This is a genomic window from Ornithinimicrobium carbonis, from assembly GCF_050703245.1.
GTDB lineage: Bacteria > Actinomycetota > Actinomycetes > Actinomycetales > Dermatophilaceae > Ornithinicoccus.
Genome location: NZ_CP192647.1, coordinates 1,398,255 through 1,422,853, shown reverse-complemented (window position 1 = coordinate 1,422,853; position 24,599 = coordinate 1,398,255). Strand labels below are relative to the sequence as shown.

22 protein-coding genes are annotated in these 24,599 nt (G+C 74.7%); 10 read left to right on the top strand and 12 right to left on the bottom strand.

Annotated features, from left to right (window positions below):
- Nucleotides 1-3 precede the first annotated feature (3 nt).
- The 3 genes from gdhA to ACQ95T_RS07160 form a co-directional block, all read right to left on the bottom strand.
- Nucleotides 4-1,353, bottom strand: a complete 1,350-nt coding sequence (gene gdhA, locus ACQ95T_RS07170; protein ID WP_425940606.1) for an NADP-specific glutamate dehydrogenase — start codon at nt 1,351-1,353, stop codon at nt 4-6.
- Nucleotides 1,354-1,539: 186 nt separating this feature from the next.
- Nucleotides 1,540-3,927, bottom strand: coding sequence for a DEAD/DEAH box helicase (locus ACQ95T_RS07165; RefSeq protein WP_425940604.1), 2,388 nt, complete (start codon nt 3,925-3,927; stop codon nt 1,540-1,542).
- A gap of 243 nt (nt 3,928-4,170) precedes the next feature.
- The gene (locus tag ACQ95T_RS07160; RefSeq protein ID WP_425940602.1) at nt 4,171-6,276 is read right to left on the bottom strand and encodes a DNA gyrase/topoisomerase IV subunit B; all 2,106 of its coding nucleotides are present in this window, start codon (nt 6,274-6,276) and stop codon (nt 4,171-4,173) included.
- Between the two features lie 102 nt (nt 6,277-6,378).
- Here ACQ95T_RS07160 and ACQ95T_RS07155 point away from each other — a divergent pair, with 102 nt between their 5' ends.
- From ACQ95T_RS07155 to ACQ95T_RS07125, 7 genes are all read left to right on the top strand, one after another.
- Nucleotides 6,379-7,026, top strand: a complete 648-nt coding sequence (locus ACQ95T_RS07155; RefSeq protein WP_431473699.1) for a histidine phosphatase family protein — start codon at nt 6,379-6,381, stop codon at nt 7,024-7,026.
- Nucleotides 6,951-7,157 (top strand): hypothetical protein, encoded by a 207-nt coding sequence (locus ACQ95T_RS07150; RefSeq protein ID WP_431473698.1) that lies wholly within the window; start codon nt 6,951-6,953, stop codon nt 7,155-7,157. Before ACQ95T_RS07155 ends, ACQ95T_RS07150 begins: the two co-directional genes overlap by 76 nt.
- Nucleotides 7,154-8,038, top strand: coding sequence for an NAD(P)H-hydrate dehydratase (locus ACQ95T_RS07145; RefSeq protein ID WP_425940599.1), 885 nt, complete (start codon nt 7,154-7,156; stop codon nt 8,036-8,038). Before ACQ95T_RS07150 ends, ACQ95T_RS07145 begins: the two co-directional genes overlap by 4 nt.
- 144 nt (nt 8,039-8,182) lie before the next feature.
- Nucleotides 8,183-8,404 (top strand): DUF7455 domain-containing protein, encoded by a 222-nt coding sequence (locus ACQ95T_RS07140; RefSeq protein WP_425940597.1) that lies wholly within the window; start codon nt 8,183-8,185, stop codon nt 8,402-8,404.
- A gap of 111 nt (nt 8,405-8,515) precedes the next feature.
- Nucleotides 8,516-8,998 (top strand): DUF456 domain-containing protein, encoded by a 483-nt coding sequence (locus tag ACQ95T_RS07135; RefSeq protein WP_425940595.1) that lies wholly within the window; start codon nt 8,516-8,518, stop codon nt 8,996-8,998.
- A gap of 114 nt (nt 8,999-9,112) precedes the next feature.
- Complete coding sequence (locus tag ACQ95T_RS07130) at nt 9,113-9,865, top strand: CHRD domain-containing protein (protein ID WP_425940594.1); 753 nt, start codon at nt 9,113-9,115, stop codon at nt 9,863-9,865.
- Nucleotides 9,866-9,871: 6 nt separating this feature from the next.
- Complete coding sequence (locus ACQ95T_RS07125) at nt 9,872-10,681, top strand: class F sortase (RefSeq protein ID WP_425940592.1); 810 nt, start codon at nt 9,872-9,874, stop codon at nt 10,679-10,681.
- Nucleotides 10,682-10,810: 129 nt separating this feature from the next.
- On the opposite strand, the gene ACQ95T_RS07120 is transcribed toward ACQ95T_RS07125, so the two are convergent.
- The 8 genes from ACQ95T_RS07120 to ACQ95T_RS07085 all read right to left on the bottom strand — a co-directional run bounded on the left by ACQ95T_RS07120 (nt 10,811) and on the right by ACQ95T_RS07085 (nt 18,948).
- Complete coding sequence (locus tag ACQ95T_RS07120) at nt 10,811-11,656, bottom strand: anti-sigma factor domain-containing protein (RefSeq protein WP_425940591.1); 846 nt, start codon at nt 11,654-11,656, stop codon at nt 10,811-10,813.
- Nucleotides 11,653-12,255, bottom strand: coding sequence for an ECF RNA polymerase sigma factor SigK (sigK, locus tag ACQ95T_RS07115; RefSeq protein ID WP_425940589.1), 603 nt, complete (start codon nt 12,253-12,255; stop codon nt 11,653-11,655). Before sigK ends, ACQ95T_RS07120 begins: the two co-directional genes overlap by 4 nt.
- Nucleotides 12,222-12,692 (bottom strand): DUF3040 domain-containing protein, encoded by a 471-nt coding sequence (locus ACQ95T_RS07110; protein ID WP_425940587.1) that lies wholly within the window; start codon nt 12,690-12,692, stop codon nt 12,222-12,224. The genes sigK and ACQ95T_RS07110 overlap by 34 nt, the downstream gene beginning before the upstream one ends.
- Nucleotides 12,693-12,759: 67 nt before the next feature.
- Nucleotides 12,760-14,022 (bottom strand): DNA polymerase IV, encoded by a 1,263-nt coding sequence (gene dinB, locus ACQ95T_RS07105; RefSeq protein ID WP_425940585.1) that lies wholly within the window; start codon nt 14,020-14,022, stop codon nt 12,760-12,762.
- Nucleotides 14,016-14,168 (bottom strand): hypothetical protein, encoded by a 153-nt coding sequence (locus ACQ95T_RS07100; protein WP_431473697.1) that lies wholly within the window; start codon nt 14,166-14,168, stop codon nt 14,016-14,018. Before ACQ95T_RS07100 ends, dinB begins: the two co-directional genes overlap by 7 nt.
- Nucleotides 14,169-14,173: 5 nt before the next feature.
- Nucleotides 14,174-17,959, bottom strand: a complete 3,786-nt coding sequence (locus ACQ95T_RS07095; RefSeq protein ID WP_431473696.1) for a DNA polymerase III subunit alpha — start codon at nt 17,957-17,959, stop codon at nt 14,174-14,176.
- A 102-nt stretch (nt 17,960-18,061) separates the two neighbouring features.
- Nucleotides 18,062-18,532 carry an SAV_6107 family HEPN domain-containing protein gene (locus ACQ95T_RS07090; RefSeq protein WP_425940581.1) on the bottom strand — a complete coding sequence of 157 codons (471 nt, stop codon included), beginning with the start codon at nt 18,530-18,532 and terminating at the stop codon, nt 18,062-18,064.
- 104 nt (nt 18,533-18,636) lie between these two features.
- Nucleotides 18,637-18,948 (bottom strand): DUF6504 family protein, encoded by a 312-nt coding sequence (locus tag ACQ95T_RS07085; RefSeq protein ID WP_431473695.1) that lies wholly within the window; start codon nt 18,946-18,948, stop codon nt 18,637-18,639.
- Between the two features lie 378 nt (nt 18,949-19,326).
- Between ACQ95T_RS07085 and ACQ95T_RS07080 the strand changes: the two genes are divergently transcribed.
- Nucleotides 19,327-20,418: a polyprenyl synthetase family protein gene (locus ACQ95T_RS07080; RefSeq protein ID WP_425940577.1), complete on the top strand. Its 1,092-nt coding sequence runs from the start codon at nt 19,327-19,329 to the stop codon at nt 20,416-20,418.
- A 108-nt stretch (nt 20,419-20,526) separates the two neighbouring features.
- Here ACQ95T_RS07080 and ACQ95T_RS07075 read toward each other — a convergent pair whose 3' ends face one another.
- Nucleotides 20,527-20,889: an Rv2175c family DNA-binding protein gene (locus ACQ95T_RS07075; RefSeq protein WP_425940575.1), complete on the bottom strand. Its 363-nt coding sequence runs from the start codon at nt 20,887-20,889 to the stop codon at nt 20,527-20,529.
- Nucleotides 20,890-21,057: 168 nt separating this feature from the next.
- Between ACQ95T_RS07075 and ACQ95T_RS07070 the strand changes: the two genes are divergently transcribed.
- Nucleotides 21,058-22,362: a LysM peptidoglycan-binding domain-containing protein gene (locus tag ACQ95T_RS07070; protein WP_425940573.1), complete on the top strand. Its 1,305-nt coding sequence runs from the start codon at nt 21,058-21,060 to the stop codon at nt 22,360-22,362.
- 107 nt (nt 22,363-22,469) lie between these two features.
- The gene (gene pknB / locus ACQ95T_RS07065; protein WP_425940571.1) at nt 22,470-24,596 is read left to right on the top strand and encodes a Stk1 family PASTA domain-containing Ser/Thr kinase; all 2,127 of its coding nucleotides are present in this window, start codon (nt 22,470-22,472) and stop codon (nt 24,594-24,596) included.
- The last annotated feature ends 3 nt before the right edge of the window (nt 24,597-24,599 follow it).

The following is a 24,599-nucleotide window of genomic DNA, read 5'->3' as shown; positions in this document are numbered from 1 at the left end:
ACCTCAGATGACGCCCATGGCGAGCATGGCGTTCGCCACCTGGGTGAACCCGGCGGCGTTGGCCCCGAAGACGTAGTCGCCCGGTCGGTCGTAGTCCTCGGCGGTGGTGACGACCCGCTCGTGGATGCGCCGCATGATCTCGGCCAGCCGCTGCTCGGTGTGCTCGAAGGTCCAGGAGTCGCGCGAGGCGTTCTGCTGCATCTCCAGCGCAGAGGTCGCCACGCCGCCGGCGTTGACGGCCTTGCCCGGCCCGAAGAGGACACCGGCCTCGGCGAGCACCCGGACGGCACCGGGGGTGCACGGCATGTTGGCGCCCTCGGCGACGATCTCGGTGCCGTTCTGCGCGAGCACCCGGGCGGCGTCCTCGTCGAGCTCGTTCTGGGTGGCGCAGGGCAGCGCGACGTGGCAGGGGACGTCCCAGACCCGCCCGCCCTCGACGAAGCGGGCGCTGGAGCGCTCGTCGGCGTAGACCGAGATCCGGTCCCGGCGCGACTCCTTGACGTCCTTGAGCAGCTCCAGGTCGATCCCCTGCTCGTCGACGACGTAGCCGGAGGAGTCGGAGCAGGCCAGCACCCGGCCGCCCAGCTCGTGGGTCTTCTCGATCGCGTAGATCGCCACGTTCCCGGACCCGGAGACGACGACGTCGTTGCCCTCGAAGCCCAGCCCCGCGTGCCGGGCCATCTCCTGGGCGAAGTAGACCGTGCCGTAGCCGGTGGCCTCGGTGCGCGCCTGCGACCCGCCCCAGGCCAGCCCCTTGCCGGTGAGCACGCCGCCCTCGTAGCGGTTGGTGATCCGCTTGTACTGGCCGAAGAGGTAGCCGATCTCACGGGTGCCCACGCCGATGTCGCCGGCGGGGACGTCGGTGTACTCCCCCAGGTGGCGGTACAGCTCGGTCATGAACGACTGGCAGAAGCGCATGATCTCGGTGTCCGACTTGCCCTTGGGGTCGAAGTCGGAGCCTCCCTTGCCGCCGCCGATCGGCAGCCCGGTGAGCGCGTTCTTGAAGATCTGCTCGAACCCGAGGAACTTCACCGTGCCCAGCAGCACGCTGGGGTGGAAGCGCAGGCCGCCCTTGTAGGGGCCCAGCACCGAGGAGTACTCCACGCGGAAGCCGCGGTTGATCTGGACCTGGCCCACGTCGTCGGTCCACGGCACCCGGAAGATGATCTGCCGCTCCGGCTCGCACAGCCGCTCGATGACCCGCTCGGCCAGGTAGTGGGGGTGGCGCTTGACCACCGGCCCGAGCGAGCCGAGGACCTCCTCGACGGCCTGGTGGAACTCGTGCTCCCCGGGGTTGCGGCGCAGCACCTCGCGGTAGGCGTGCTGCAGGGCGGGGTCGATGGAGTCGGACATGGAGCCTCCGGTTCGGTCGGTCGGACGGCCACCGCCCGGGCAGGGGACCCGTGCGCGGCGACCGCGCGTCATCTTATGCCTGGGAATGCATAGGTATGCCCTCGGCCCGGCCGCGCGTGTCCCCGCCAGGGGTGCGCGGCCGGGCCGAGGGGTTGCCTCGGGCGGTGCCTCGGCAGGTCCCGCGGGTCAGCGCGGGGACCAGTCCCGACGCCCGTCGCTCTTCGGCGCGTCGGGGTCCCGACGGGGACGGCCTCCGGCGCGGTCGCCACCGTCGCGGCCGCGACCTCCGCTCTTGTAGCCGCCGCCGCGAGCGCCCTGGCCGCCGCCGCGTGCGCCATACCCTCCGCGCCCGGCGGGGCGACCGCCCCGGCCGGCGGGACGGCGGGGCCGCAGGACCGCGTCGAGGGCCGACTGGGGGATCGGCTCGCCCTCGGCGACCCGGCCGCCGGCGGTCTCGATGACCGCGGTGTCCTCCGGGGCGACCGTCAGCGGGTCGGTCTGCACGCCGGCGGCGTCCAGCAGCCGGCCGACCTGGCGCTTCTGGTGGGGCAGCGCCAGGGTGACCACGACACCCTCGTCACCGGCGCGGGCGGTGCGGCCGGAGCGGTGCAGGTAGTCCTTGTGGTCGGCCGGCGGGTCCACCTGGAGCACCAGCGAGACGTCGTCGACGTGGATGCCGCGCGCGGCGACGTCGGTCGCGACGAGGACCGGCAGGGTGCCGCCCTTGAAGGCGTCGAGCACCCGGGTGCGCTGGGCCTGGTTGAGCCCGCCGTGCAGCGCCGCGGCGAAGACGCCCGACTCGCGCAGCTGCAGCGCGACCCGGTCGGCGCCGAGCTTGGTGCGGCAGAAGACGATCGTGCGCCCGGGGCGGTTGGCGATGGCCGCGGTGATCGGCCGCTTGTGGTGCGGGTGCACCAGGAAGAGGTGGTGCTCCATCGTCGTCACGCTCGCCGCGACGTCGTTGGTGGAGTGGGTCACCGGGTCCTTCAGGTAGGTCTTGGCCACCTGGTCCACGCCGTGGTCCAGGGTCGCGGAGAACAGCAGCCGCTGACCGTCGGACGGCGTGAGGTCCAGGATCTGGCGGATGGCCTCGACGAAGCCCATCTCGGCCATGTGGTCGGCCTCGTCGAGAACGATCAGCTCGACCTCCGACAGGTCGGCCGCGGACCGCTCGATGAGGTCGATGAGCCGGCCGGGGGTGGCGACGAGGACGTCGACCCCACGGTCCAGGGCCGCGAGCTGGGGGGTGTAGGACATGCCGCCGGCGACGAGCAGGAAGCGCTTGTCGACCGCCCGCATGAGCGGGGCGAGCGCGTCGACGATCTGCATCGCCAGCTCGCGGGTCGGGGTCATGATGACCGCGCGGGGGCGGTGCGGGACGGCCCGGGGACGCTCGATCAGGCGGTGCAGCATCGGCAGGCCGAAGGCCATCGTCTTGCCCGAGCCGGTCTGGCCGCGGCCGAGCAGGTCCTTGCCGGCCAGCGCGTCCGGGATGGTCGCGGTCTGGATCGGGAAGGGGGTGGTGATGCCGGTGCGCGCCAGCGCGGTGACGAGCTTCTCGTCCAGCCCGAGGCCGGCGAAGCCGTTGTCCTCGGTCACCTCGGCCTCGACCTGCTTGCCGGCGCTGGCGGCCAGGTGCTCCTGGTATGCCGCCTCGGCGGCCTCGCGGTCGTCCTCGCCGTGGTGCTCCTCGACGGGGGCGGCGTCGCGGCGACGGTCCTGCCAGCCCCGGTCGTCCCGCCGACGGTTCTCGTCCCAGCCGCGACCCTCGTGCCGGCCGCGCTCGGCGCTGCGGCCCTCGCGCTCCTCCCGGTGGGCGCGCCAGGTGTGCTCGCGCGGGCTGCGACGCTCCTCGCGGGCGTCCCGCTCACGACGCTCGTCCCGGCGGTCGGTGCGCTCCTCGTCGGCCCAGCGGGGCCGGGACCGGAAGCCGCCGTCCGGGGCAGCGCCACGGGACGGGGAGCCGCCCTGACGGTCGTCCCGACCGCGGTAGCCGCCACCCTGGCGGTCGTCCCGGCGGGGGTAGCCGCCGTCGCGGGCCCCACCCTCAGGCGACTGGTAGCCACCCGGTCGGTCGTCCCGACCACGGTAGCCGCCGGACTGACCACCCTGACGGTCGTCCCGGCCCCGGTAGCCGCCCTCGCGGGCCCCACCCTCACGCGACTGGTAGCCACCCGGTCGGTCGTCCCGACCACGGTAGCCGCCGGACTGACCACCCTGGCGGTCGTCCCGACCCCGGTAGCCGCCGGACTGACCACCCGGTCGGTCGTCACGCCCCCGGTAGCCGCCACCCTCGCGGTCCTCCCGGCGGGGGTAGCCGCCCTTGTGGTCGTCGCGGCGGGGGTAGCCGCCGCGGTCGTCGCGGCGCTCGGACGCGTCGCGGCGGGGGTAGCCGCCGGAGCGCTGCCCGGCCTCGCCACCACGGTCGGGGCGGTCGCCGGCGGGGCGGTCACGCCGGCCCTTGAGCTGGGCGCGGGCCTGCTTCTCGCGGGCGACGCGGGCCGCCTGCTTCTGGGCGGCGGTGTGTCGGGGCTTCTTGCCTCCGGAGGCACCGGTACGGACGGGTTTGGCCATGAGGGCTCACTGCTTTCGTCGGATCGTCGAGGAAGGTGCTCGCCTCGACGCCCTTCTGGCGCGACCGGACCAACCTCCAGGCGCCCACGTGGCGCCCTGCGTCCCCCGGGGTCGGATCGCCCTCAGGGTCTGAACTGCCGCACTCGTCAGGAGTCGGCGGACGCACCAGTCTAGCGGACCGGCGACCCCCGTCCCGACCGGGGCGTGACGCAGCACCCCGTCCAGGGGGCCGTCCGCTCCCTCTCAGGCGTCGATCCGCTCCCGGTCGAGCTGGTCCGCGGAGCCGATGATGAAGTCCTTGCGCGGCGCGACGTTGCTGCCCATGAGCAGGTCGAAGACCCCGTCGGCGCGGGCCGCGTCGGCCAGGGTGATCCGGCGCAGCGTCCGGTACCGCGGGTCCATCGTGGTCTCGGCCAGCTGATCGGCGTCCATCTCGCCCAGCCCCTTGTAGCGCTGCATCGGCTGCTTGACGGTGCGGCCCTTCTTCTGCAGCGCGGCGACGGTGCGGCGCATCTCCGGCTCGGTGTAGGTGTAGATGTACTCCTTGCCCGCCCGGCCGCGCCCGCCCGCGACCTCGATGCGGTGCAGCGGCGGCATGGCCGCGTAGACGCGGCCGGCCTCGACGAGCGGCCGCATGTAGCGGAAGAAGAGCGTCAGCAGCAGGGTGCGGATGTGGGCGCCGTCGACGTCGGCGTCGGTCATGATGATGACCTTGCCGTAGCGGGCCATCTCCAGGTCGAACGACCGGCCCGAGCCGGCCCCGATCACCTGGATGATCGCGGCGCACTCGGCGTTGGAGAGCATGTCCGAGACCGAGGCCTTCTGGACGTTGAGGATCTTGCCGCGGATCGGCAGCAGCGCCTGGTGGTCGCTGGAGCGGGCCAGCTTGGCCGTTCCCAGCGCGCTGTCCCCCTCGACGATGAACAGCTCGCTGCGCTCGGTCTCGTTGGTCCGGCAGTCGGCCAGCTTGGCCGGCAGCGAGGAGGACTCCAGCGCGTTCTTGCGCCGCTGGGTCTCCTTGTGCAGCCGCGCCGAGATCCGCGACTTCATCTCGGCCACGACCTTGTCCAGCAGGAGGCTGGCCTGGGCCTTGTCCCCCCGGTGGGTGGAGGTGAGCCGCTCGCTCAGCCCCTGCTCCACGACCCGGGCGACGATCGCCCGGACCGCGCTGGTGCCCAGGACCTCCTTGGTCTGCCCCTCGAACTGGGGCTCGGCCAGGCGGACGGTGACGACCGCGGTGAGCCCGGCGGTGATGTCGTCCTTGTCGACCTTGTCGTTGCCCACCTTCAGCCGCCGGGCGTTGACCTCCAGCTGCTTGCGGAAGACCTTCATCAGGGCCTGGTCGAAGCCGGCGACGTGGGTCCCGCCCTTGGGCGTGGCGATGATGTTGACGAAGCTGCGGGTCGTGGTCTCATACCCGGTCCCCCAGCGCACCGCCACGTCCACCTCGCACTCGCGGTCCACGGCCGTGGAGACCATGTGGCCCCGGTCGTCCAGGACCGGGACGGTCTCGGTGAAGCTGCCCGAGCCCTGCAGCCGCCACACGTCGGTGACGGCGGAGTCGGGGGCGAGGTACTCGGCATACTCGGTGATCCCCCCCGAGTAGGCGAAGACCTCCTCGTAGGGGCCCTCCTCCCCCGCCGTGCCCGGCAGGCCGCGCTCGTCGCGGACGACCATGGTCAGCCCGGGGACGAGGAAGGCCGTCTGCCGGGCCCGCGAGACGAGCTCGTCGTAGCTGAAGGCGGCGTCCTTGACGAAGATCTGCGGGTCGGCCCAGTAGCGCACCCTGGTGCCGCTGCGACCGGCCCTGACCTTGCCGGCGACCGTGAGCTCGCTGCTGCGCTCGAACGGGGTGAAGGGCGCGTCCGGGGACTTCTGCCCGCCGTGGTCGTCGAAGACCCCCGGCTCCCCGCGCCGGAAGCTCATCACGTAGGTCTTGCCCTTGCGGTCGACCTCCACGTCCAGCCGGGAGGACAGGGCGTTGACGACCGAGGCGCCCACGCCGTGCAGGCCGCCGGAGGCGGCGTAGGAGCCCCCGCCGAACTTGCCGCCGGCGTGCAGCTTGGTGAAGACGACCTCCACGCCCGAGAGTCCGGTCCGTGGTTCGATGTCGACCGGGATCCCGCGGGCGTCGTCGCGCACCTCGACCGAGCCGTCGGCGTGCAGGACGACCTCGATCCGGTCGCCGTGGCCGCCGAGCGCCTCGTCGACGGAGTTGTCGATGATCTCCCACAGGCAGTGCATCAGGCCCCGGGAGTCGGTGGAGCCGATGTACATGCCCGGCCGCTTGCGGACGGCCTCCAACCCCTCGAGGACCTGCAGGTGCCGGGCCGAGTAGTCCTGCGCCACGGGTGGGGTCTCCTTTCCGCCGGACGGGTCGTGCGCAGCCTAGCCGCGGGGTCCGACGAGCCTGGGCAGGCGCGACCGGGCGGGGATGTCTACGCTCGCGCCATGAGCCCGCAGACACGGAGCATGGAGAGCGCCTCCCCGGACCGGGGGGTGGCCGAGCTGGTCCTGGTGCGGCACGGCGAGTCCGAGGGGAACGTCGCCGACCGCGAGGCGCTGGAGGCCGGCCGCGAGACGCTGTCGCTGGACGTGCGCGACGCGGACGTGGAGCTGTCCGCCACCGGGCGCGAGCAGGCCCGGGCGGTCCACGAGCACCTGCGCTCCCTGCCGCCGGAGGAGCGCCCGACCGCGGTGGTCACCTCCCCCTACCGCCGCGCCCGCGGCACCGCGGAGATCGCGGTGGCGGGGCTGGACGTGCCGCTCGTCGTCGACGAACGGGTCCGCGAGCGCGACCTGGGCGCCTTCGACGGGCTGACCTGGATCGGCATCGAGAAGGAGTTCCCCCGGGAGTCGCGGCGGCGCCAGCGGGTGGGCAAGTACTACTACCGGCCACCGGGCGGGGAGAGCTGGTGCGACGTCGTGCTGCGGGTGCGGCAGGTGCTTCTGGAGATGCAGGAGCGCTACGCCGGCGAGCGGCTGTGGCTCTTCTCCCACCAGGCCACGATCATGTCCTTCCGGTGGCGATCGAGGGCCTGGACGAGGCCGAGGTGCTCACGGCCGCCAAGCGCAGCCCCCTGGCCAACTGCTCGCTGACCTCCTACCGACCGGGTCCCCAGGGCCTGGAGCTGGTGTTCTACGGCGACACCACGGCGGTCGACCGGGCCGGCGGCGACGTCACCCACGAGCCCTCCCACGGCACCGAGGACGAGGACGAGGAGGGATGAGCCGGCCGGCGCCGGAGGTCGTCACCCCCCACCTGCTGCGCGAGTGGCCGCTGCCGGACCTGCAGGACGACAAGGAGTCCCGCGGCCGGGTGCTGGTCGTCGGCGGCAGCCGGGCCAACCCGGGCGGCGCGGCCCTCGCGGCCGAGGCCGCCCTGCGGGCCGGCGCCGGGAAGGTGCAGGTGGTCACGGTCGCCTCGGTGTCGAGGCAGCTGGCGGTCGCCCTGCCGGAGACCTGGGTGCGCGGCGTGCCCGAGGACGAGGACGGGGAGCTCACGCCGCAGGCCGCCGACGTCGTCCTGGAGCTCGCGGCGGAGTGCCAGGCGGTGCTGCTGGGTCCGGGTATGGGGTCGCTCCCCGGAGCCCGCGACCTCGCCGCCCGCGTGCTCCCGGAGCTGGACACGGTCTGCCTCGTGGACGCCCTGGCGCTGGCGGCGGTCACCGAGGACCACCGGTGCCTGGAGCACCTGGCCGGCCGGTCGGTCCTGACCCCCAACGTCGGCGAGCTGGCGACCACGCTGGGGTGGGACCCGGGCAAGGTCGCCGACGACCCGCGCGAGGCCGCCCTCCGGCTGGCGTCCCGGACCGGTGCCTGCGTCTCCTCCGGCGGCGCGGTGACCTGGACGGCGCACCCCGACGGACGTTCCTGGCGCGGGTCGGTCGGCGGGCCCGGCCTGGGGACGGCGGGGTCCGGCGACGTCAAGGCCGGCGTGGTGACCGGGCTGTGCGCCCGGGGTGCCGACCCCTGCCAGGCGGCGGTGTGGGGCTCGCACCTGCACGGCAGTGCGGGCGACCGGCTGGCCTCGGCCCTGGGCCCCACCGGGTACCTGGCCCGCGAGCTGTCCCTCCAGGTTCCGCGGGTGCTGGCCGAGCTCCTGGTCTGAGGTCCCGCACGGCATTCCCGGCTACGCGCTCAGCGAAACACCCCCCGCCCGCGGCACAAAGTCCCGGTGCCGTGACGTTGTCGTGCTTGACTGGATGGCACCAGGAGGGGACCGACCACCCTGGGGCCAGGAGAGGAGACCGACGTGAACGCCACGCTGACCCCCGAGCTGACCGCTTACGACCGCTGCGACCGTTGTGGTGCGCAGGCCTACGTCCGCGCCCGGCTGGGAGACGGCCTCGAGCTGCACTTCTGCGCCCACCACGGCCGGGAGCACCTCGACAAGCTGCGCCACCTGCAGGACGTCGACATCCTCGACGAGACCCACCGTCTCCACGCCGAGGAGAGCCGGAGCCCGGCCCTCTGACGACGGCCGCGGTCGACCGACCGCAGCGGAACCGCCCGCGCACGCCCCGAGCGTGCGCGGGCGGTTCTGCGTCGCGTCCACGGCCTCCCGGGGCTGGCAGACTGGCCGACCATGACCGCCCTGGAGATCGTGCTCGCCCTGCTCATGGCCGTCGGCGTGGTGGGCATCGTCGTGCCGGTCCTCCCGGGGCTGCTGCTCGTGGTCGTCGCCGTGCTGATCTGGGCGCTGGAGTCCCCCAGCACGAGCGGCTGGGTCGTCCTGGGCATCACCCTGACGCTGTTCCTGCTGGGGACGGCCCTGCAGTGGCTCGTCCCCGGGCAGCGGATGCGCCGTGCCGGCGTGGGCACCAGCACCCTGGTGGCCGGCGTGGTCGCCGCGATCGTCGGCGCGTTCCTCATCCCGGTCGTGGGACTGTTCGTGGGGTTCCCGGTGGGCATCTTCCTCATCTCGCTGGTGCGCACGCGCGACCGGGTCGAGGCCTGGCGGGCGACCCGGCACGCGCTGCGGGCGGTGGGGACCAACATCCTCATCGAGCTGGCCACGGCCTTCCTCATCATCGCCGTCTGGGCGGTCACCGTCCTCGTCGTCCGCTGAGCACCGTGGTGTGACGTAGGTCACCTCCAGCAATCCGCGGTGCCGCTCGTGGCGAACCCCTTGCGACGCCCGGCGGACAACCCCGTCCGCCGGCCCTCGTCCAAGGAGTCCGTCATGAAGAAGCTCTCGACCACCCTGGCCGCCCTGGCCGTGCCCGCCCTCCTCGCCGGCCCGCTGGCCCTGTCCTCGGCGGCCGCCGAGCACACCGAGCTGATGTCCACCCTCACCGAGCTCAACGACTCCGGCGGCAGCGGCACCGTCTGGGCCAAGGTCACCGGCAACGAGGTGTGGCTCTCGATGGAGGTCGCCGGTCTGCTCGACGGCGCCCCCCACGCCCAGCACATCCACATCGGCGGCACCAACAGCTGCCCCGACCCGATGATGGAGGGCACCGGCGCCGGCGGCGCGATCCGCACCACGGACGCGGTCGACTCCTACGGCGGCGTGGCCGTCTCGTTGACCACCGAGGGCGGCATGACCGGCCCGGACCACGGGCTCGACGTCGCCAACTTCCCGGCCACGGGGACCTACACCTACGAGCGGACGTTCGAGGTGAGCGACGAGGTCGCCGCCCAGATCGCCGCCGGTGACGGCGTCGTCGTGGTGCACGGGACCGACCACGACGGAAGCGGCGCCTACGACGGGGACCAGGAGTCCGACCTGGACCCGAGCCTGCCGTCCGAGGCGACCGACCCCGCGCTGTGCGGCCCCCTGGACGTCGCCCCGATGGAGGCCCCCGCCGGCGGTGTGCAGACCGGTGGCGGCAGCACCCAGGGGACCGAGCAGGGCGGCCTCCTCGCGGCCGGCGCCCTCCTGGCGGCCGTGGGTGCGGGATCCCTGGTGGCCCGTCGTCGCGCGCAGGACTGACGAGGTATGCCGCAGCCGCACCGGGAGCGCAGGGGTGACCGTCGCCCCGCGCTCCCGGGCGCGCTGGCCGGGGTGGTGACCGCGCTGGGCCTCGGCCTGGTGGCCTGCGGGGTCTCCGGGCAGGTGCCCGACCCGCCCGCCCCGTCGTCGGCCGTGACGCAGACGTCGGCACCCCGGGCCGGTGCGGCCGGCCCTTCGTCGGAGACCGGCCCCGCGCCGACGCCCGGCCCCGCGCCGACGCCCACGCCCGCCTCCTCGCCGACACCCGACCCCTCGACCCCGCCGGGCACGGCCGCCGAGACGTCCCCGGCCTCCTCCTCCGCCCCGGTGGCGACGGCATACCCCGCGGTGGACCCCTCGCCCCCGGTCGAGGTGCGCCTGCCCGCCCTCGGGGTCACCAGTCCCCTGCACCCGCTGGGCCTGGCCGCCGACGGCACCCTCGAGGTGCCCACGGGGGACCGCGTGGACGAGGCGGCCTGGTACTCCGGCTCCCCCACCCCCGGCGAGGTGGGCCCCACCGTCGTCGAGGGGCACGTCACCGGGCCCGATGGCCGGCCGTCGGTCTTCTTCGAGCTCGGCGCGTCCGCCGTGGGCGACCTCGTCGAGCTGGACCGCGAGGACGGGCGGACGGTGGTCTACGAGGTCTACCGCGTCGACCGCTTCGCCAAGGACGCCTTCCCGACGGTGGACGTCTACGGCACCACGCCCGGCCCCGAGCTGCGGGTCATCACCTGCGGAGGAGAGTTCGACGAGGCCAGCGGCCATCACGTGGACAACACGGTGGTCTTCGCACGCCAGGTCTCGATCAGCGGCTGACCGCCTCGTGGTCGCCACCCGCTGGACGGCCCCACGAGGAAGGACCGACGACGACGAGGTGGCAGGTGCTCCGCGGAGCACCTGCCACCTCGTTCCTCGTTCCCCGTTCAGCCGAGAGGACGACGACGTTCAGCTGAGGGGGACGACGACGAACGGTTCGGTGGTCGGCTGGTCCGACCCGCCGGTGGGCTCCACCGACAGGCCGACGGCCGCGGCGCCCTGGGGCGTCCCCTCCAGGAGGACCTCCCCGTCCTGCAGCACCTCGGCCGTCAGGACCCCGGCCGAGCGGGCAGAGCCGTCGGACCCCACGAACCACGCCTGGTAGACGCTGCCCTCCGGGGGCGGGTCGACGTCCGAGGGCAGCCGCAGGACGGCGGCGTCGCGGTCGGCCGAGCTGACGACCTCCACGAGGCCGACGTCGGTGCTGGCGGAGTACTCGCGCGCGTCCGAGGCGGCGACGACCCGCTCGGCGGGGTCGGCCCCCAGGACCCGGGTGACCCCCCACGTCCCGGTGACCAGGACCGCGGCCGCCGCGGCGGCGACCAGCCAGCGGACCGGGCCCGCCGACCGGCCGGTGGTGTCGTGCACCGACCCGTCGGTGTCGCGGTGGGCCGATCCTCGGGCGGACCGCAGGGGGACGACCTCGGCGACGGTCGCGCCGGCCTCGCCGGTCTCGGTCGGGCCGGTCTCGGTCGGGCCGGTCTCGGTCGGGCCGGTCTCGGTCGCGCCGGTCTTCCTCGCGCCGGTCTCGGCAGCGACCGTGTCCAGCACCCGGCGGCGGAGCGCGGCCGGAGGGGCGACCTCGAGGCCGGCGGACAGGTCGACGGCCGCCTCGCGCAGCTCCTGCACCACGGCGGTGCAGTCGGAGCAGCCCTCCAGGTGCGCCTCGAAGCGAGCGCGTTCGGTCTCGTCGACGGCGTCGACGGCGTACGCCGCGGCCAGGTCGTGGACCTGGTCCGTCCCGTCCTCGTTCATCCCTGCTCACCTCCTGACATCGTCCGGCGCAACGTGCGCAGCCCGTCGCGGATCCTCGTCTTGGCCGTCCCCAGGGGGACCTGGGTGCGCTCGGCCACCTCGCGGTGCGTCAGCCCCTCGAAGTAGGCGAGCATCAAGGCCGTGCGGTGCGGCTCCCCCACCGTGTCGATGGCACGGCGCACGCGCGTGGCCTCCACGCGCAGCTCACCCGCCTCGGCCGTGGAGTCGAAGGGCACGGTCTCGTGCAGGGATTCGTAGCGGTGCAGCCGTGCGGATTGGGCCTCCTCGGAACGGACCCGGTCCACGGCCCGGCGGTGGGCGATCGTCATCAGCCAGGCGAGCGCCGAACCGCGACCGGGATCGAAGGCTGCGGCCTCGCGCCAGACCTGCAGGAGGACCTCCTGGGTGACGTCCTCGGCCATGGCGGGGTTGCGCAGCACCCGCAGGGCCAGTCCGTGGATCCGCGGCGCCACGGCGTCGTAGAGGTCGGCGAAGGCGTCCTGGTCCTGGTCGGCGACGCGCAGCAGCAGGGCGGCCAGCTCGGTCGCCTCGGTGGTCGAGGGACTCAGAAGGGGCCCTGCTCCTTGCGGCGGTCCCACTGCTGCTCCATGCGGTCCATGAACGAGCCGCCCTTGGGTCCGCGAGGTGCCTTGGGTCCACGACCGCCGCCGCCACCACCGCCACCGTCGCCTCCACGTCCGCCGCGTCGAGGACCACCGCCCCGCGGCCTGCCGTCGGGACCGACGGAGGTGAGGGTGGGTCCGTGGTGACCCGGCGTGGCCGCCCAGGCTCCGCCGAGCACCATGGCCAGGAAGCCGATGGCCCCGACCCAGATCATCTGCGACATGACCCCGACCAGGACGAGCGCGAGACCACCGACGGCGACGAGGACGCCCAGCGCGAGGCGGCGGCGGTCCAGCCCGTGGCCGGGTCCGGACGCGGTGCTCTTCAGCGTGGTGGCCAGGCGGGGATCCTCGGCGTAGAGGGCCTTCTCCATCTGCTGCAGGACGCGCTGCTCGTGTTCGGAGAGGGGCACGGGGACCTCCGGTGGGTGGTGAGGCGGGTTCCGGCGGTGGTGCTGCCGACACCCATGTCGTTGAGGATCAGGATATGACGCCAACGCGCGAATCACTAGCGGGAGTTCCCGCCCGCCCGGGGGGAGTCGTCGCACGGTGCTCCTGGTGCTGCCGGGACCGGTCCGGGAGCAGGCTGGCGGGCCGGACCGCGTGCCGTCCGAACCGGGCTGCGGCCCGGTCCACGGCACGCTCGGCCTCCCGCCATCCCTTCTCCGGCTCGTCCAGGCGGCCCTGGACCAGCGTGGTCCCGGCGTCGGTGACGCCCTCGACCCGCACCCCCAGCATCCGGATGCGGGCCCGCTGCAGGCCCAGGGAGTCGTAGAGCGCGCAGGCGGTGGCGTGGACGTCCCTGGTCACGTCGGTGGGCACGGCGACGGTGCGCGAGCGGGTGATCGTGGTGAAGTCGGAGAACCGGACGGTGAGCACCACGGTCCGGCCCAGGACGGCGGCGTGCCGCATCCGGCTGGCCGTGCGCTCGGACAGGTGGAGCAGCTGGCGGCGGACCACCGCCGGGTCGTCGACGTCGTGGGCGAAGGTCTCCGAGGACCCCACGCTGCGCTCCCGCCGGGCGGGGGTGACGGGGTCGTCGTCCCTCCCCCAGGCCAGGTCGAGCAGCCGGTGGGCGGTCTGCTCCCCGAACGCCCGGCGCAGGGTGGCGACCGGCACGTGGGCCAGCTCGCCCACGGTGTGCAGCCCCAGCCGGTGCAGCTCCGTCTCGGTCGCCTCCCCCACCCCCCAGAGGGCCCCGACGGGCAGGGGGTGCAGGAAGGGCACCACCTCGCCGCGGGTGACCAGGCGCATCCCGTCGGGCTTGGCCGCCCGGGAGGCCATCTTGGCCACGGTCTTGGTCGGGGCGCCGCCCACGGAGCAGGTCAGCTCCTGCTCGTCGGCGACGGTGTCGCGGATCCACTGGCCGATCTGCTCCGGGGTGCCCCACTGCCGGCCGGTGCTGGAGACGTCGAGGAAGGCCTCCTCCATCGACACCGGCTCCACCCGAGGGGTGACCTCGGCGAAGATCGCCATCACCGCCTCCGACACCCGGGCGTAGCGGTCGTGGTCGGGGCGCACCACGGCCGCCGCTGGGCACAGGCGGCGTGCGGTGGCCATCGGCATCCCCGAGCGCACCCCGAACGCCCGCGCCTCGTAGGTGGCCGACAGCACCACGCTGCGCCATCCTCCTCCGACGACCACGGGCCGCCCCCGCAGCTCGGGCCGGTCGAGCAGGGACACCGCCGCGTAGAAGGCGTCCATGTCCACGTGCAGGACCTCCACCGCAGCGGGCCTCACCATCCCGAGCTCCCCGGGCTGGAGTGCCACAGCTTGGCGGCCGGGGTGCTGCGGGCGTGGCCGCCCGCCGGACGGATGTCGGCGTAGGGCGACTGCCGGAACCCCGAGGCGTGCACGAGGACCCGCCGGGTGCCGTCGCCGGTGGGCACCGGTGTCAGTGCCCGGGCCTGTTCCTCGACGGCCGCCATCGCCGCCCGCACGCCCTCGAGCCCGCCGCGCTCCCACGCGCCGGACAGCATCCCGAGCTCCCACGCCCCCGTCGCCCGGACCGAGACGCCGCGCGGCCCGGTGCGGCGGACCACCCCGCGCACGAGCAGCAGCCAGGAGTGGAAGATCGTCGTCGCGTACGGACCCTGCACGTCCTCGAAGAAGGTCGCGTCGGCCGGGCCGGTGCCGTCGTCCAGGGTGAGGAAGACCACCCGGCGGCGGAGCGCACCGGCGGGGTCTGGGTGGCCACCTTGGCCCCGGCCAGGAGCACCTCGGCGGCGTTGCGCCGGGAGAGCAGGTCCCGGGAGCGGGTGGCCCCCAGCGCCTCGAGCATGGGCCGGTAGGTGGCGACCACGTGCTGGCTGACGTCCAGGCCGAGCACCTCCAGCTCGGCGTGCAGCTGCTCGGCCGGGGTCATCTCCGGCAGCCCGCTGCCCACCACCTCCGGTTCGTCGCCCAGGTCCAGGGCCAGCTGGGTGGACGGCCCGGGCTGCTCGTGCCAGCCGCGACGCCCCACCGCCTGGGCGCGGGTCCGGGCGGCCACCTCCCCCTCGACCACGGGGGCCGGACGGCGCCGGCCCGCGCGGGTGCGTCCCGAGGCGGTGTCGGCGTGCCGGCTCCACCGGTCCAGCTCGCGCACGTGCAGCAGCAGGTCGCGACGGGTCAGCCCACCCCGTCCCGCGGCGCGGCGGCCGACCCGGTGCAGGGCGTCGAACCCGCCGGCCATCACCAGCCGCTCGGCGGTGGGGCGGCTGGGCCGCGCCCGCTGCCACAGGTCCGACAACGAGGAGTAGGGCTGCCCGGCGACGATCCGGCGCACCTCGTCCTCGCTGATGCCCTTGACGTCGGTCAGGGACAGCCGGACGCCGTAGCCGTGCGCCCGGTGCTCCACCGCGGACATCACCCGGTCGACCCGGTCGGGGCGCCGGCCCAGGACGGCGCGCCGGGTCAGGTCCTGACCGCCGTCCCCGTCACCGCCGCCCGACCCGTCGGCCGCCCCGCCCGGCCCGTCGCCCTGGTCCGGGCGTCCGTACCCGTCCCCGCCGTCCTCCTCCCCCTCGCCGGGACCGACCCGCTCCACCCGGTAGACGTCGGTGGAGGCGTTGACGTCCAGCCCCAGGACGTGGACCCCCATGCTGCGGGCCTCGTCGAGGATGAGCCGCTTGGGGTACATGCCCGGGTCGTGCGTGAGCACCCCGGCCAGGAACGCGGCCGTGTGGTGGGTCTTCAACCAGGCCGACTGGTAGGTCGGCAGCGCGAACGCCGCCGCGTGCGCCTTGCAGAAGCCGAACGAGGCGAACGCCGCCAGCACCTCCCAGATCCGGTCGACGTCCGCCGGCCGGTAGCCCCGGTCGGCCGCCGCGGCCCGCCACCACAGCTCGACCTCGGCCTGTCCCTGGGGGGTGCCCATCGCCCGGCGCACCTCGTCGGCCTGGGCCAGGCTCACCCCGGTGGTCTCGGCCACGATCTGCAGCACCTGCTCGTGGAAGACCACCACCCCGCAGGTCTGCTCCAGGTAGGGCACGAGGCTGGGGTGCAGGTACTCCGGCTCGCCCCACCCCTGCCGGGCGTTGAGGAAGGGCCGGATCATGTCCGACTTGACCGGGCCCGGCCGGAACAGGGAGATGTCGATGATGATGTCCGAGAACGTCTCCGGGGCGAACTTGCCGACCAGCTCGCGCTGTCCGGGCGACTCGATCTGGAAGCAGCCCAGGGTACGGGTCGACTGGATCAGGGCGTAGGTCTCCTCGTCGTCCAGCGGCACCTGGGACCGGTCGTTCAGGTCGACCCGGACCTCGTCGACCCGGGCGACCTCCTGGACGGCGTGGGCCATCGCCGACTGCATCCGGATCCCGAGGACGTCGAGCTTGAGCAGCCCCATCTCCTCGACGTCGTCCTTGTCGAACTGGCTCATCGGGAAGCCCAGCCAGCTGGCCTCCACCGGGGTGCGGTCCAGCAGGCCGGTGTCGGACAGGATCACCCCGCAGGGATGCATCGCGATGTGCCGGGGCAGACCGTCGAGGGACTCCACCAGCTCCAGCAGCAGCTGCATCCGGGGGGCGTCCAGCCCGGCGGCGCGCAGCTCGGGCAGGTCGCGGACCGCGGCCCGGGCGTCGCGGGCACGCACGTGGGGGAAGGCCTTGGCCAGCACGTCGACCTCCCCCGGGGGCATCCCCAGGGTCGCGGCCACGTCGCGGACGGCGTGCCGCACCCGGTAGGTCTCGGCCATCGAGACGCAGGTCACCCGCTCGGAGCCGAACCGCTCCAGGATGCGTTCGTACATCTCGGTGCGCCGGGCGGACTCCACGTCGACGTCGATGTCCGGCAGCTGCGCACGCAGCGGGGAGCAGAACCGCTCCATCAGCAGGCCGTGCTCCATCGGGTCGACCCCGCTGATCCCCAGCAGGTAGGTCACCAGGCTGCCGGCGCCCGAGCCGCGCGCCGCGACCCTGACCCCGTTGTCGCGGATGAGGTCGCACACGGCGGCGACGGTGAGGAAGTAGGTGGGGTAGCCCAGTCCGGCGATCACGCCCAGCTCCTCGTCCAGCCGGCGGCGGACCCGGTCCAGGTATGCCGTGCCCGCACCGGGGTAGCGCCCGGGCACGGCGTCGGCGCACCGACGGGTCAGGACCTCGTGGGCCTGGCCGACGCCGCTCACGCCGAGCACCTGCGGCTCGGGCAGGTGGACCGAGCCGATGCCCAGGTCGGAACGGGCGTCCTGGGAGCACTCGCCCGCCAGGGCCAGGGTCTCCCGCAGCAGCGCGCCGGCGTCGGCACCGCCACCGGCGGCCTCGGCCAGGGACCGGGCCCGGGCGTGCATGGTCGCGGTGCTGGCGAGGTGACCGGCGGTGCTGACCCGGTCCAGGTGCCGCTCGTCGAGGGCGACCATCCGCCGGGCCGCGTCGAGGACGTCGACCACCCTGGCCTGCTCGGGGACGGCGTGCCGCACCGCCGCCGTCAGCACGGCGGGGACGCCGCACTCGAGGGCCAGCGCCCAGGTGCGCGCGGCGTGCCCGAGGCTGCCGGGGGTGCCCTCAGGACCGCCGTGGACGACGAGCTCGACCCGCAACGACCCCGGCGGCAGCAGCCGGCGCCACGCCTGCAGCCGTGCCCGGGCCAGGTCGCGGCGCCGGGCGAGCACGGCCCGCCCCACGTCGGAGTCGGGACCCAGGAGCACGACGACCGGGGAGACGCCCTCGACGGGCGAGGCAGCCCGTGCGAGGAGGTCGGTCCGGGTGCGCGGAACCCCCCGCTCCCCCGCCAGGTGGGTCTGGGTGACCAGCCGGCACAGCCGTCCCCACCCGGTGCCCGGCGCCAGTCCGGCCCGCTGCCCCCGGGCCAGGACGACGACCCGGGGCTGCTGGTCGTCCACGAGGCTGCCGCCCTTGGCCGGGGAGGAACGGCCCGGCGCCCCCAGCTCGATCCGGGCCGGGCCGGCACCACGGTCCTCCCCGGGCCGGGCGAGGACGCCCCCACCCGCACCGGTTCCGGCTCCCTGCCCGAGGGCCAGGTCGACCCCCAGCACCGGGGTCAGCCCCGCGGCCGAGCAGGCCCGGACGAACCGGACCGCGCCGTAGAGCCCGTCCCGGTCGGTCAGGGCGAGCGCCGGCTGGCCCAGCTCGACCGCCCGCTCCACCAGCGCGTCCGGGTGGGACGCGCCGTAGCGCATGGACGCGCTGGAGGCCACGTGCAGATGGACGAAGTCGTCGGGCGACGGTGAGAGCGAGGGCATCGGGATCAGGGGTCCTGTCAACGAAAGAGGGGGACGCCGGCCGGGGGCCGGCCGGTCGGGGCTCAGCTCGGCCGGTCGGGGCTCAGCTCGGCCGGCCGGGGCTCAGCTCGGCCGGACGGGGGTCAGCTCGGCCGACAGCGGCAGACCGCACGGCAGGTGCAGGCTGGCCCGGACCAGCTCCAGGAACCGCTCGCCGGAACGCACCAGGTCGTCCGCGTCCCGGGCGGTGACCACCGCGGCCCCCCGCTCCAGGGCCAGCCGACGACGGCCGGACTCGGCGAAGAAGGCCGCCCACTCGGTCAGCTCGGGTGCCACCGTGGGCAGCACCTCCCACACGCTGCGCGGCCTGGCGCGGCGGCTGGGGGCGCTGCGGGCCGCCAGCAGGGCCGCTCCGGCCCGCAGCGCGGCGAGGTGGGCCTGGGTGTAGCGCTCGGACGCGGTGCTGCTGTGGCATGCCTGCAGCAGCCCGCCGCGGGACCGGTCCAGCAGGTCCAGCACGGTGCCCGCCGGAGCGGTCGGTCCCTCGGGGGCGGGGGTGGCCCCCCGGGTGGTGGTGATGGTGGTGGTGGTCATCGCACTCTCCTCGTCTCGTCGTGCCGCTGGTCCTGCTGGTCCTGCTCGCCCTGCTCCGCCGCTGTCCTGCTGGTCCCGCTGTCCTGCTGGTCCGGCTGTCCTGCTCAGTCGCTGACGCGCTCCAGCCGCCACTGCTCGTCCTGCACCAGGTCGTAGACGCCCCGGCCGAGGGTCCGTCCGGCCGAGGCCTCCACCCGCCAGACCTGCTGCTCGAGCACCGTGCCGGACGACCCGCCCGGCGCCCCCTCGCCCGGCACCCCCTCCCCCTGCTGGCGCCACCACGGCACCCGCTGCGTCCACTGGGCGAGGACGCCGCGGACCACGTGGACCCGTCCCTGCCACAGGAACGTCGTCGGGACCTCCCCCCGGCCCGGGTCGCCCAGCGCACCCCGGCGCCACCCCGGTTCGAGCCGCACCGGTGCTCGTCCGGGTCGCCGAGCCTGACCTCCACCAGATCCTGGTACCGCCTGCTCATCTGCACACCTCCGCCGTGTTCGAACCTGTGTTCGATACGGACAAATGTACGAGCACCGACCGACAACCTCAACCCCTCCGCCGCCGCCGGCAGGAGGATCCGCAGGTGGGAGGGCCAGAACTCGTCCGACCGCCGTGCCTCGAGACCTCGGACGCCGGGCAGGAGCGGCCCTGTGGACGAGAACCGCACCGGAACCGGCGCTGCGGGCAGGATGGGCACCGGTCCGGGCCACGGGCGGGGATGGCCCGGGCCGCACGCCCCGCACCGCGGGTTAGGCTCCTCGGGACGGACCCCGGTCCCCGAGCTGAGGAGATGCCCCGTGGCGCACGCCCACCCGCTGGACGGCGTCGACCTGAGGCACCGCGTGCAGCGCGCCCTGGACGACCACCTCGCGCACCAGCGGGAGGTGCTGACCGAGCTCGGTGCGCCGATGGGCCCGCTGGTGGACGCGGTGGCCGACCTGCTCGCGGGCGGCAAGCGCCTGCGGGCGGCCTTCCTCTACTGGGGCTGGCGCGCCGCCGGCCGGCCGGACGACGACGCGGTGGTCAGGGCCGCGAGCTCGATGGAGGTCTTCCAGGCCGCCGCCCTCCTGCACGACGACGTCATGGACAACAGCGACCGGCGGCGGGGACGCCCCACGGCCCACCGCGCCTTCGCCGAGCAGCACCGGACCCAGGCCTGGAACGGCGACCCCGAGCGGTTCGGGCACGCCGCCGCCATCCTCGCCGGGGACCTGTGCCTGAACTGGACCGACGAGCTGTTCGCCACCAGCGGCCTGCCGGCCGAGGCCCTGGCCCGGGCCCGTCCCGAGTTCGACCGGATGCGCACCCAGCTCATGGGCGGACAGTTCCTCGACATGCTCGAGGCCGTCGTCGGCTGGAACGACCTGGCGTATGCCGAACGCGTCGAGCGCTCCCGCACCGTCATCCGCTACAAGAGCGCCCGCTACTCGGTGCAGCAGCCGCTCCTCGTGGGCGCGCTCGCCGGGGACGCGGACCCCGCGCTGCTGGCCGCGCTCGCCGACTACGGCGCCCGGCTGGGCGAGGCCTTCCAGCTGCGGGACGACGTCCTGGGGGTCTTCGGCGACCCCGGGCACACCGGCAAGCCCGCGGGCGACGACCTGCGCGAGGGCAAGCACACCGTGCTGGTGGCTCACGCGCTCGAGCTCGCCGACGAGCCCGGGGCCGAGCTGCTGGCGGCCAGCCTGGGCGACCCCGACCTCGACGAGGCCACCGTGGAGGCCTGCCGCCAGGTGCTGCGCGACAGCGGGGCGCTGGCGCGCACCGAGTCGATGATCGAGGAGGCGGCCACCGCGTCCGCCCGCGCCCTGCAGGCCGTGCCGGACCTCGACCGGGAGGCTGCGCAGGCCCTGGTGGAGCTGGTCGCCATCTGCACCGACCGCCACCTCTGAGACCGGGCCGGCCGGTCGGCGCGCAGAACCGTCGGGGTGCGTCGACGACGGCGATCGGCTGGACGTCGGATCCCGTCGCGAGCTCGCCGCGCCTCCTCCTCGGTCAGCTCACAGCGCGTCCTCCTGGGCCCGCCGCCGGACCTCGGTCTTGGCCCCGGCGTGCAGGGAGGCGACCGGGCTGCCCCCGGGCAGGGTGTCGTCCGGACGGTGCAGCCACTCGACGATCTCCTCGTCGCTCATCCCCCCGTCTGCCAGGACGGTGATCGTCCCCCGCAGCGGAGGAAGAGGCCCGTCCTCGCCGAGGAAGCCGGCGGGGACCATGACCGCGTTGTTGGGCCCCCGCCGCAGGCCGATCAGCTCACGGTCCTGCAGCCAGCGCCGCACGGTGAGGAGGGGAGCGCCGGTCCGCTCCATGATCTCGGGGACGCTCAGCCAGCCGTCGCTCGGAATTACATCGATGCCATTTACCACATCTTCTAGTCAATCACATGGAGCGACACACCGGCAGAGTGGTGCGGCCGTCCAAACCCTAGTACTGTCCCTCGTGCCTCACCAGTTCCTGGACTTCCCCTGAGTCCCGGATCCCCCTTGGGGCACCGGTCGTCCCGTCCGTACTCTCCTGCCCCGGAGGTTCCTTCTGTGAGCCCGCTCTTCGCCGCCATGCCTCCTGCCGACCTGCCGAGCATGGCCTACGTCCCCACCTCCCTGCACACCTCCGAGCTGGTGACGGCGAAGTCCACCACCTACACGGTGCGCTCCGGTGACACGGTCTACGGCATCGCGGCCCGGCACGGGGTCAGCCCCGAGGCGGTCGTGCGGGCCAACGGGCTCAGCCAGGGCGGGCGGTGGATCCTGCCCGGGGCCACGCTGGTCATCCCCGGCAGCGGCAGCAGCAGCAGCGCGGTCCCCGCCCCGGCACCGACGAGGAGCACGCCGACCCCCTCCGGCACCGCGCCGACCCGCGCCGCCTCCGGCACCGTGACGGTCCGCTCGGGCGACACCCTCTCCCAGCTCGCCCTGCGCCACGGCACCAGCGTCAGCGCGCTGGTCTCGGCGAACAGCATCACCAACTCCCGGCTCATCTACCCCGGCCAGGTGCTGACCATCCCGGGGTCCTCGACCCCGAAGTCCTCCCCGTCGGCCCCGGCGCAGCGTCCGACGCCCACCGCACCGCGCACGCAGGCCCCCTCGACCACGGGCGGCACGGTCACCGTGCGCGCGGGCGACACCCTCTGGGGCATCGCCCACCGGCACGGGACCACCGCCTCCGCTCTCGCCGGTGCCAACGGCATCTCCACCTCCGCCTTCATCCACCCCGGGCAGTCGCTGCGCCTGCCGGGCAGCACCGCCGGGGCTCCCGGTCGGAGCGCCACCCCCGCCCCGGCGCCCTCCGCGCCGGCCGGCAGCACGCCGACCCGCGCCTACGACGAGTCCACCGTGGGCGACTACAAGAAGGGCGAGAAGGTCGAGGACACCTTCCTGCACTACCGCTACAGCGACGGCATCGCCCGGGCGGCCGCCGCCAACCGCGACTACCTCGCCGGGGTCGACGTGCCCTCCGCCAGCCAGATGAAGGCGCTCATCGTGGAGACCAGCCGCCGCCACGGCGTCGACCCCACGCTCATGGTGGCGCTGTCCTACCAGGAGTCGGGCTGGAACCAGCGGGCCGTCTCCCCCGCCAACGCCATCGGCGCCATGCAGGTCATCCCCAGCTCCGGCGAGTGGGCCAGCTCCCTGATCGGCCGCGAGCTGAACCTGCTCGACCCCGAGGACAACGTCGAGGCCGGGGTCGTCATCATGCGCACCCTGCTGCGCTCGGCGGACTCCCGCGAGCACGCGATCGGCGGCTACTACCAGGGGCTGGCCAGCGTGCGCCAGCACGGCCTCTTCCCCGACACCCAGCAGTACGTGCGCAACATCACCGCCCTCATGCGCACCGTCTGAGGCGCACGCACCGCAGCACTGCAGCACCCGCGCGGGAACCCCGGCGCGAGCCTCCGCGGCGCCCCGGCCTCCCACGGTCGGGGCACCGCGCTCCGTACAGTGGCGGGGTGAGCGCGTCCACCGACAACGACCACGCCCTCGGGCGGGTCGTCGACGGCCGCTACCGGGTCGAGGACGTGCTGGCCCACGGCGGCATGGCCACGGTCTACCGCGCCCGGGACCTGCGCCTGGACCGGCCGGTCGCCCTCAAGGTCATGCGCGCCGACCTGGCCGCCGACGAGCAGTTCGTCGGGCGGTTCGTCCAGGAGGCGCGCACCGCCGCCCGGCTCTCCCACCCCCACGTCGTCCCGGTCTACGACCAGGGCGAGGACGACGGCCTCGTCTTCCTGGCGATGGAGCTGGTCGAGGGCGCCACCCTGCGCGACGTCATCGCCGACCGGGCGCCGCTGTCCCCCCGTGCCGCGCTGCGCCTGCTCGAGCCGGTCGTGGAGGCCCTCGCCGCCGCGCACGCGGCCGGCCTGGTGCACCGGGACGTCAAGCCCGAGAACGTCCTCCTCGGCCGGGGCGCCCACGGCGGCGCCGTCAAGGTCGCCGACTTCGGCCTGGCCCGCCTCGACGTCGCCGACGCGCACACCACCGAGGTGCTCTGGGGCACCGCCGCCTACCTGGCCCCCGAGCAGGTCGAGCAGGGCCGCGCCGACCCCCGCACCGACGTGTATGCCGTGGGCCTGCTCCTCTTCGAGCTGCTCACCGGCCGCAAGGCCTTCCCCGGCCAGGACCCGCTGCGGGTGGCCTACGAGCACGTCCACGTCGGCGTCCCCCACCTGCGCGACCTGGTGCCCACGGTCCCGGCCGGCGTCGAGGAGCTGGTCCTGCGGTCCTCGGCGACCGAGCCGGGCGACCGCCCCCCGGACGCCTCCTGGCTGCTGACCGAGCTGCGCTCCCTGCGCCGCTCGCTCACCGACGAGGAGCTGGACGCCGTGCCGGTTCCTCCGCCTCCTGCGGGCGACGCGACGGTGCCGGTGGCCGTCGACCGGCACGGCGCCCACGGCCGGGCCTCCGGCCGCACCCCCGCCGGTCCGGACGACGCGGACCAGACCCAGGTCATGGGCCTGCAGCCGCGCGAGACGACCCGGCAGATCCCGACCGGAGGAGACCGCCGAGGCGGGTCCGCCGCGGCGCCCGCCGAGGGCCACTACGCCCGCACCACCGGCAACCGCACGGGCCGTAGGACCGCCTCGCCCGCCCCGACCGGGCCGCCGGCCCCTCCCGCCCGGGAACGCCGGGACGCGGGAGCGACGGCATACCCCCCTGCTGGCCGGGGCGCCCCGGCGCGCCGCCGCGGAGGAGCCGCGGCCTGGGTGCTCGCGCTGCTGCTCGTGGTGCTGGGGGCGGGCGGGGCGTACGGCTTCTGGTACCTCACCGAGGGTCCGGCCGTGCACTCGGCGATGCCGACCGTGGTGGGCCTGAGCGAGGAGCAGGCGCGGACGGCGCTGGACGCCGAGCAGCTGGACCCCGTCGTCGAGCTCGACTTCTCCGAGGACGTGCCCGCCGGGACGGTCGTCTCCGCCGACGCCGCCCCGGGCGCCGAGCTGCGGCACGGCACCGACGTGCGCCTCGTCGTCTCCCAGGGCCCGGAGCGGTATGCCGTGCCGCGCCTGGCGGGGCTGACCGTGGACGAGGCGACGCGGGCCCTGGAGGAGGCCAGCCTGCAGCTCGGCGCGCGGACGGGCCGGTTCGACGAGACGGCGCCCGCGGGGACGGTCCTGGAGACCGACCCGGACGTCGGCACCCAGCAGCCGCCCGGGACCGCCGTGGCGGTCGTGGTCTCCGACGGACCTGCCCCCGTCGACGTGCCGGACGTCACCGGACGGACCGAGCAGCAGGCGCGGGACGCGCTGACCGGCGCCGGGCTCGTGGTCGAGGTCTCCGACGAGCGCGTCTTCGACGACGAGGTGCCGGACGGCGCGGTGGTCCGCCAGTCGCCCGGCCCTGGAGCGGTGGAGCGCGGCTCGACCGTGCGGCTGACGCTCTCGCAGGGACCCGAGCTGGTCGAGGTGCCCGACGTCGTGGGCCGGCAGTTCTCCTCCGCCGAGGCCGAGCTCACCGAGCTGGGGCTGACGGTGGTCCGCGAGGACGTGCGCGGCGGGTTCTTCGGCACGGTCCGGGAGCAGTCCGTCGACCCGGGCACGGAGGTGGCCCCGGGGACGGAGGTCGTGCTCGCCGTCGTGTGAGCC

What these genes read in the sequence shown, in the direction of transcription:
- ACQ95T_RS07120 (WP_425940591.1), bottom strand. Translation starts at nt 11,656, where the DNA reads ATGAACGAGGACGGGACGGACCAGGTCCACGACCTGGCCGCGGCGTAC.
- ACQ95T_RS07090 (WP_425940581.1), bottom strand. Translation starts at nt 18,532, where the DNA reads ATGACCACCACCACCATCACCACCACCCGGGGGGCCACCCCCGCCCCC.
- ACQ95T_RS07135 (WP_425940595.1), top strand. Translation starts at nt 8,516, where the DNA reads ATGACCGCCCTGGAGATCGTGCTCGCCCTGCTCATGGCCGTCGGCGTG.
- ACQ95T_RS07125 (WP_425940592.1), top strand. Translation starts at nt 9,872, where the DNA reads ATGCCGCAGCCGCACCGGGAGCGCAGGGGTGACCGTCGCCCCGCGCTC.
- ACQ95T_RS07130 (WP_425940594.1), top strand. Translation starts at nt 9,113, where the DNA reads ATGAAGAAGCTCTCGACCACCCTGGCCGCCCTGGCCGTGCCCGCCCTC.
- ACQ95T_RS07095 (WP_431473696.1), bottom strand. Translation starts at nt 17,959, where the DNA reads ATGCCCTCGCTCTCACCGTCGCCCGACGACTTCGTCCATCTGCACGTG.
- ACQ95T_RS07165 (WP_425940604.1), bottom strand. Translation starts at nt 3,927, where the DNA reads ATGGCCAAACCCGTCCGTACCGGTGCCTCCGGAGGCAAGAAGCCCCGA.
- gdhA (WP_425940606.1), bottom strand. Translation starts at nt 1,353, where the DNA reads ATGTCCGACTCCATCGACCCCGCCCTGCAGCACGCCTACCGCGAGGTG.
- ACQ95T_RS07145 (WP_425940599.1), top strand. Translation starts at nt 7,154, where the DNA reads ATGAGCCGGCCGGCGCCGGAGGTCGTCACCCCCCACCTGCTGCGCGAG.
- dinB (WP_425940585.1), bottom strand. Translation starts at nt 14,022, where the DNA reads ATGGTGAGGCCCGCTGCGGTGGAGGTCCTGCACGTGGACATGGACGCC.
- ACQ95T_RS07155 (WP_431473699.1), top strand. Translation starts at nt 6,379, where the DNA reads ATGAGCCCGCAGACACGGAGCATGGAGAGCGCCTCCCCGGACCGGGGG.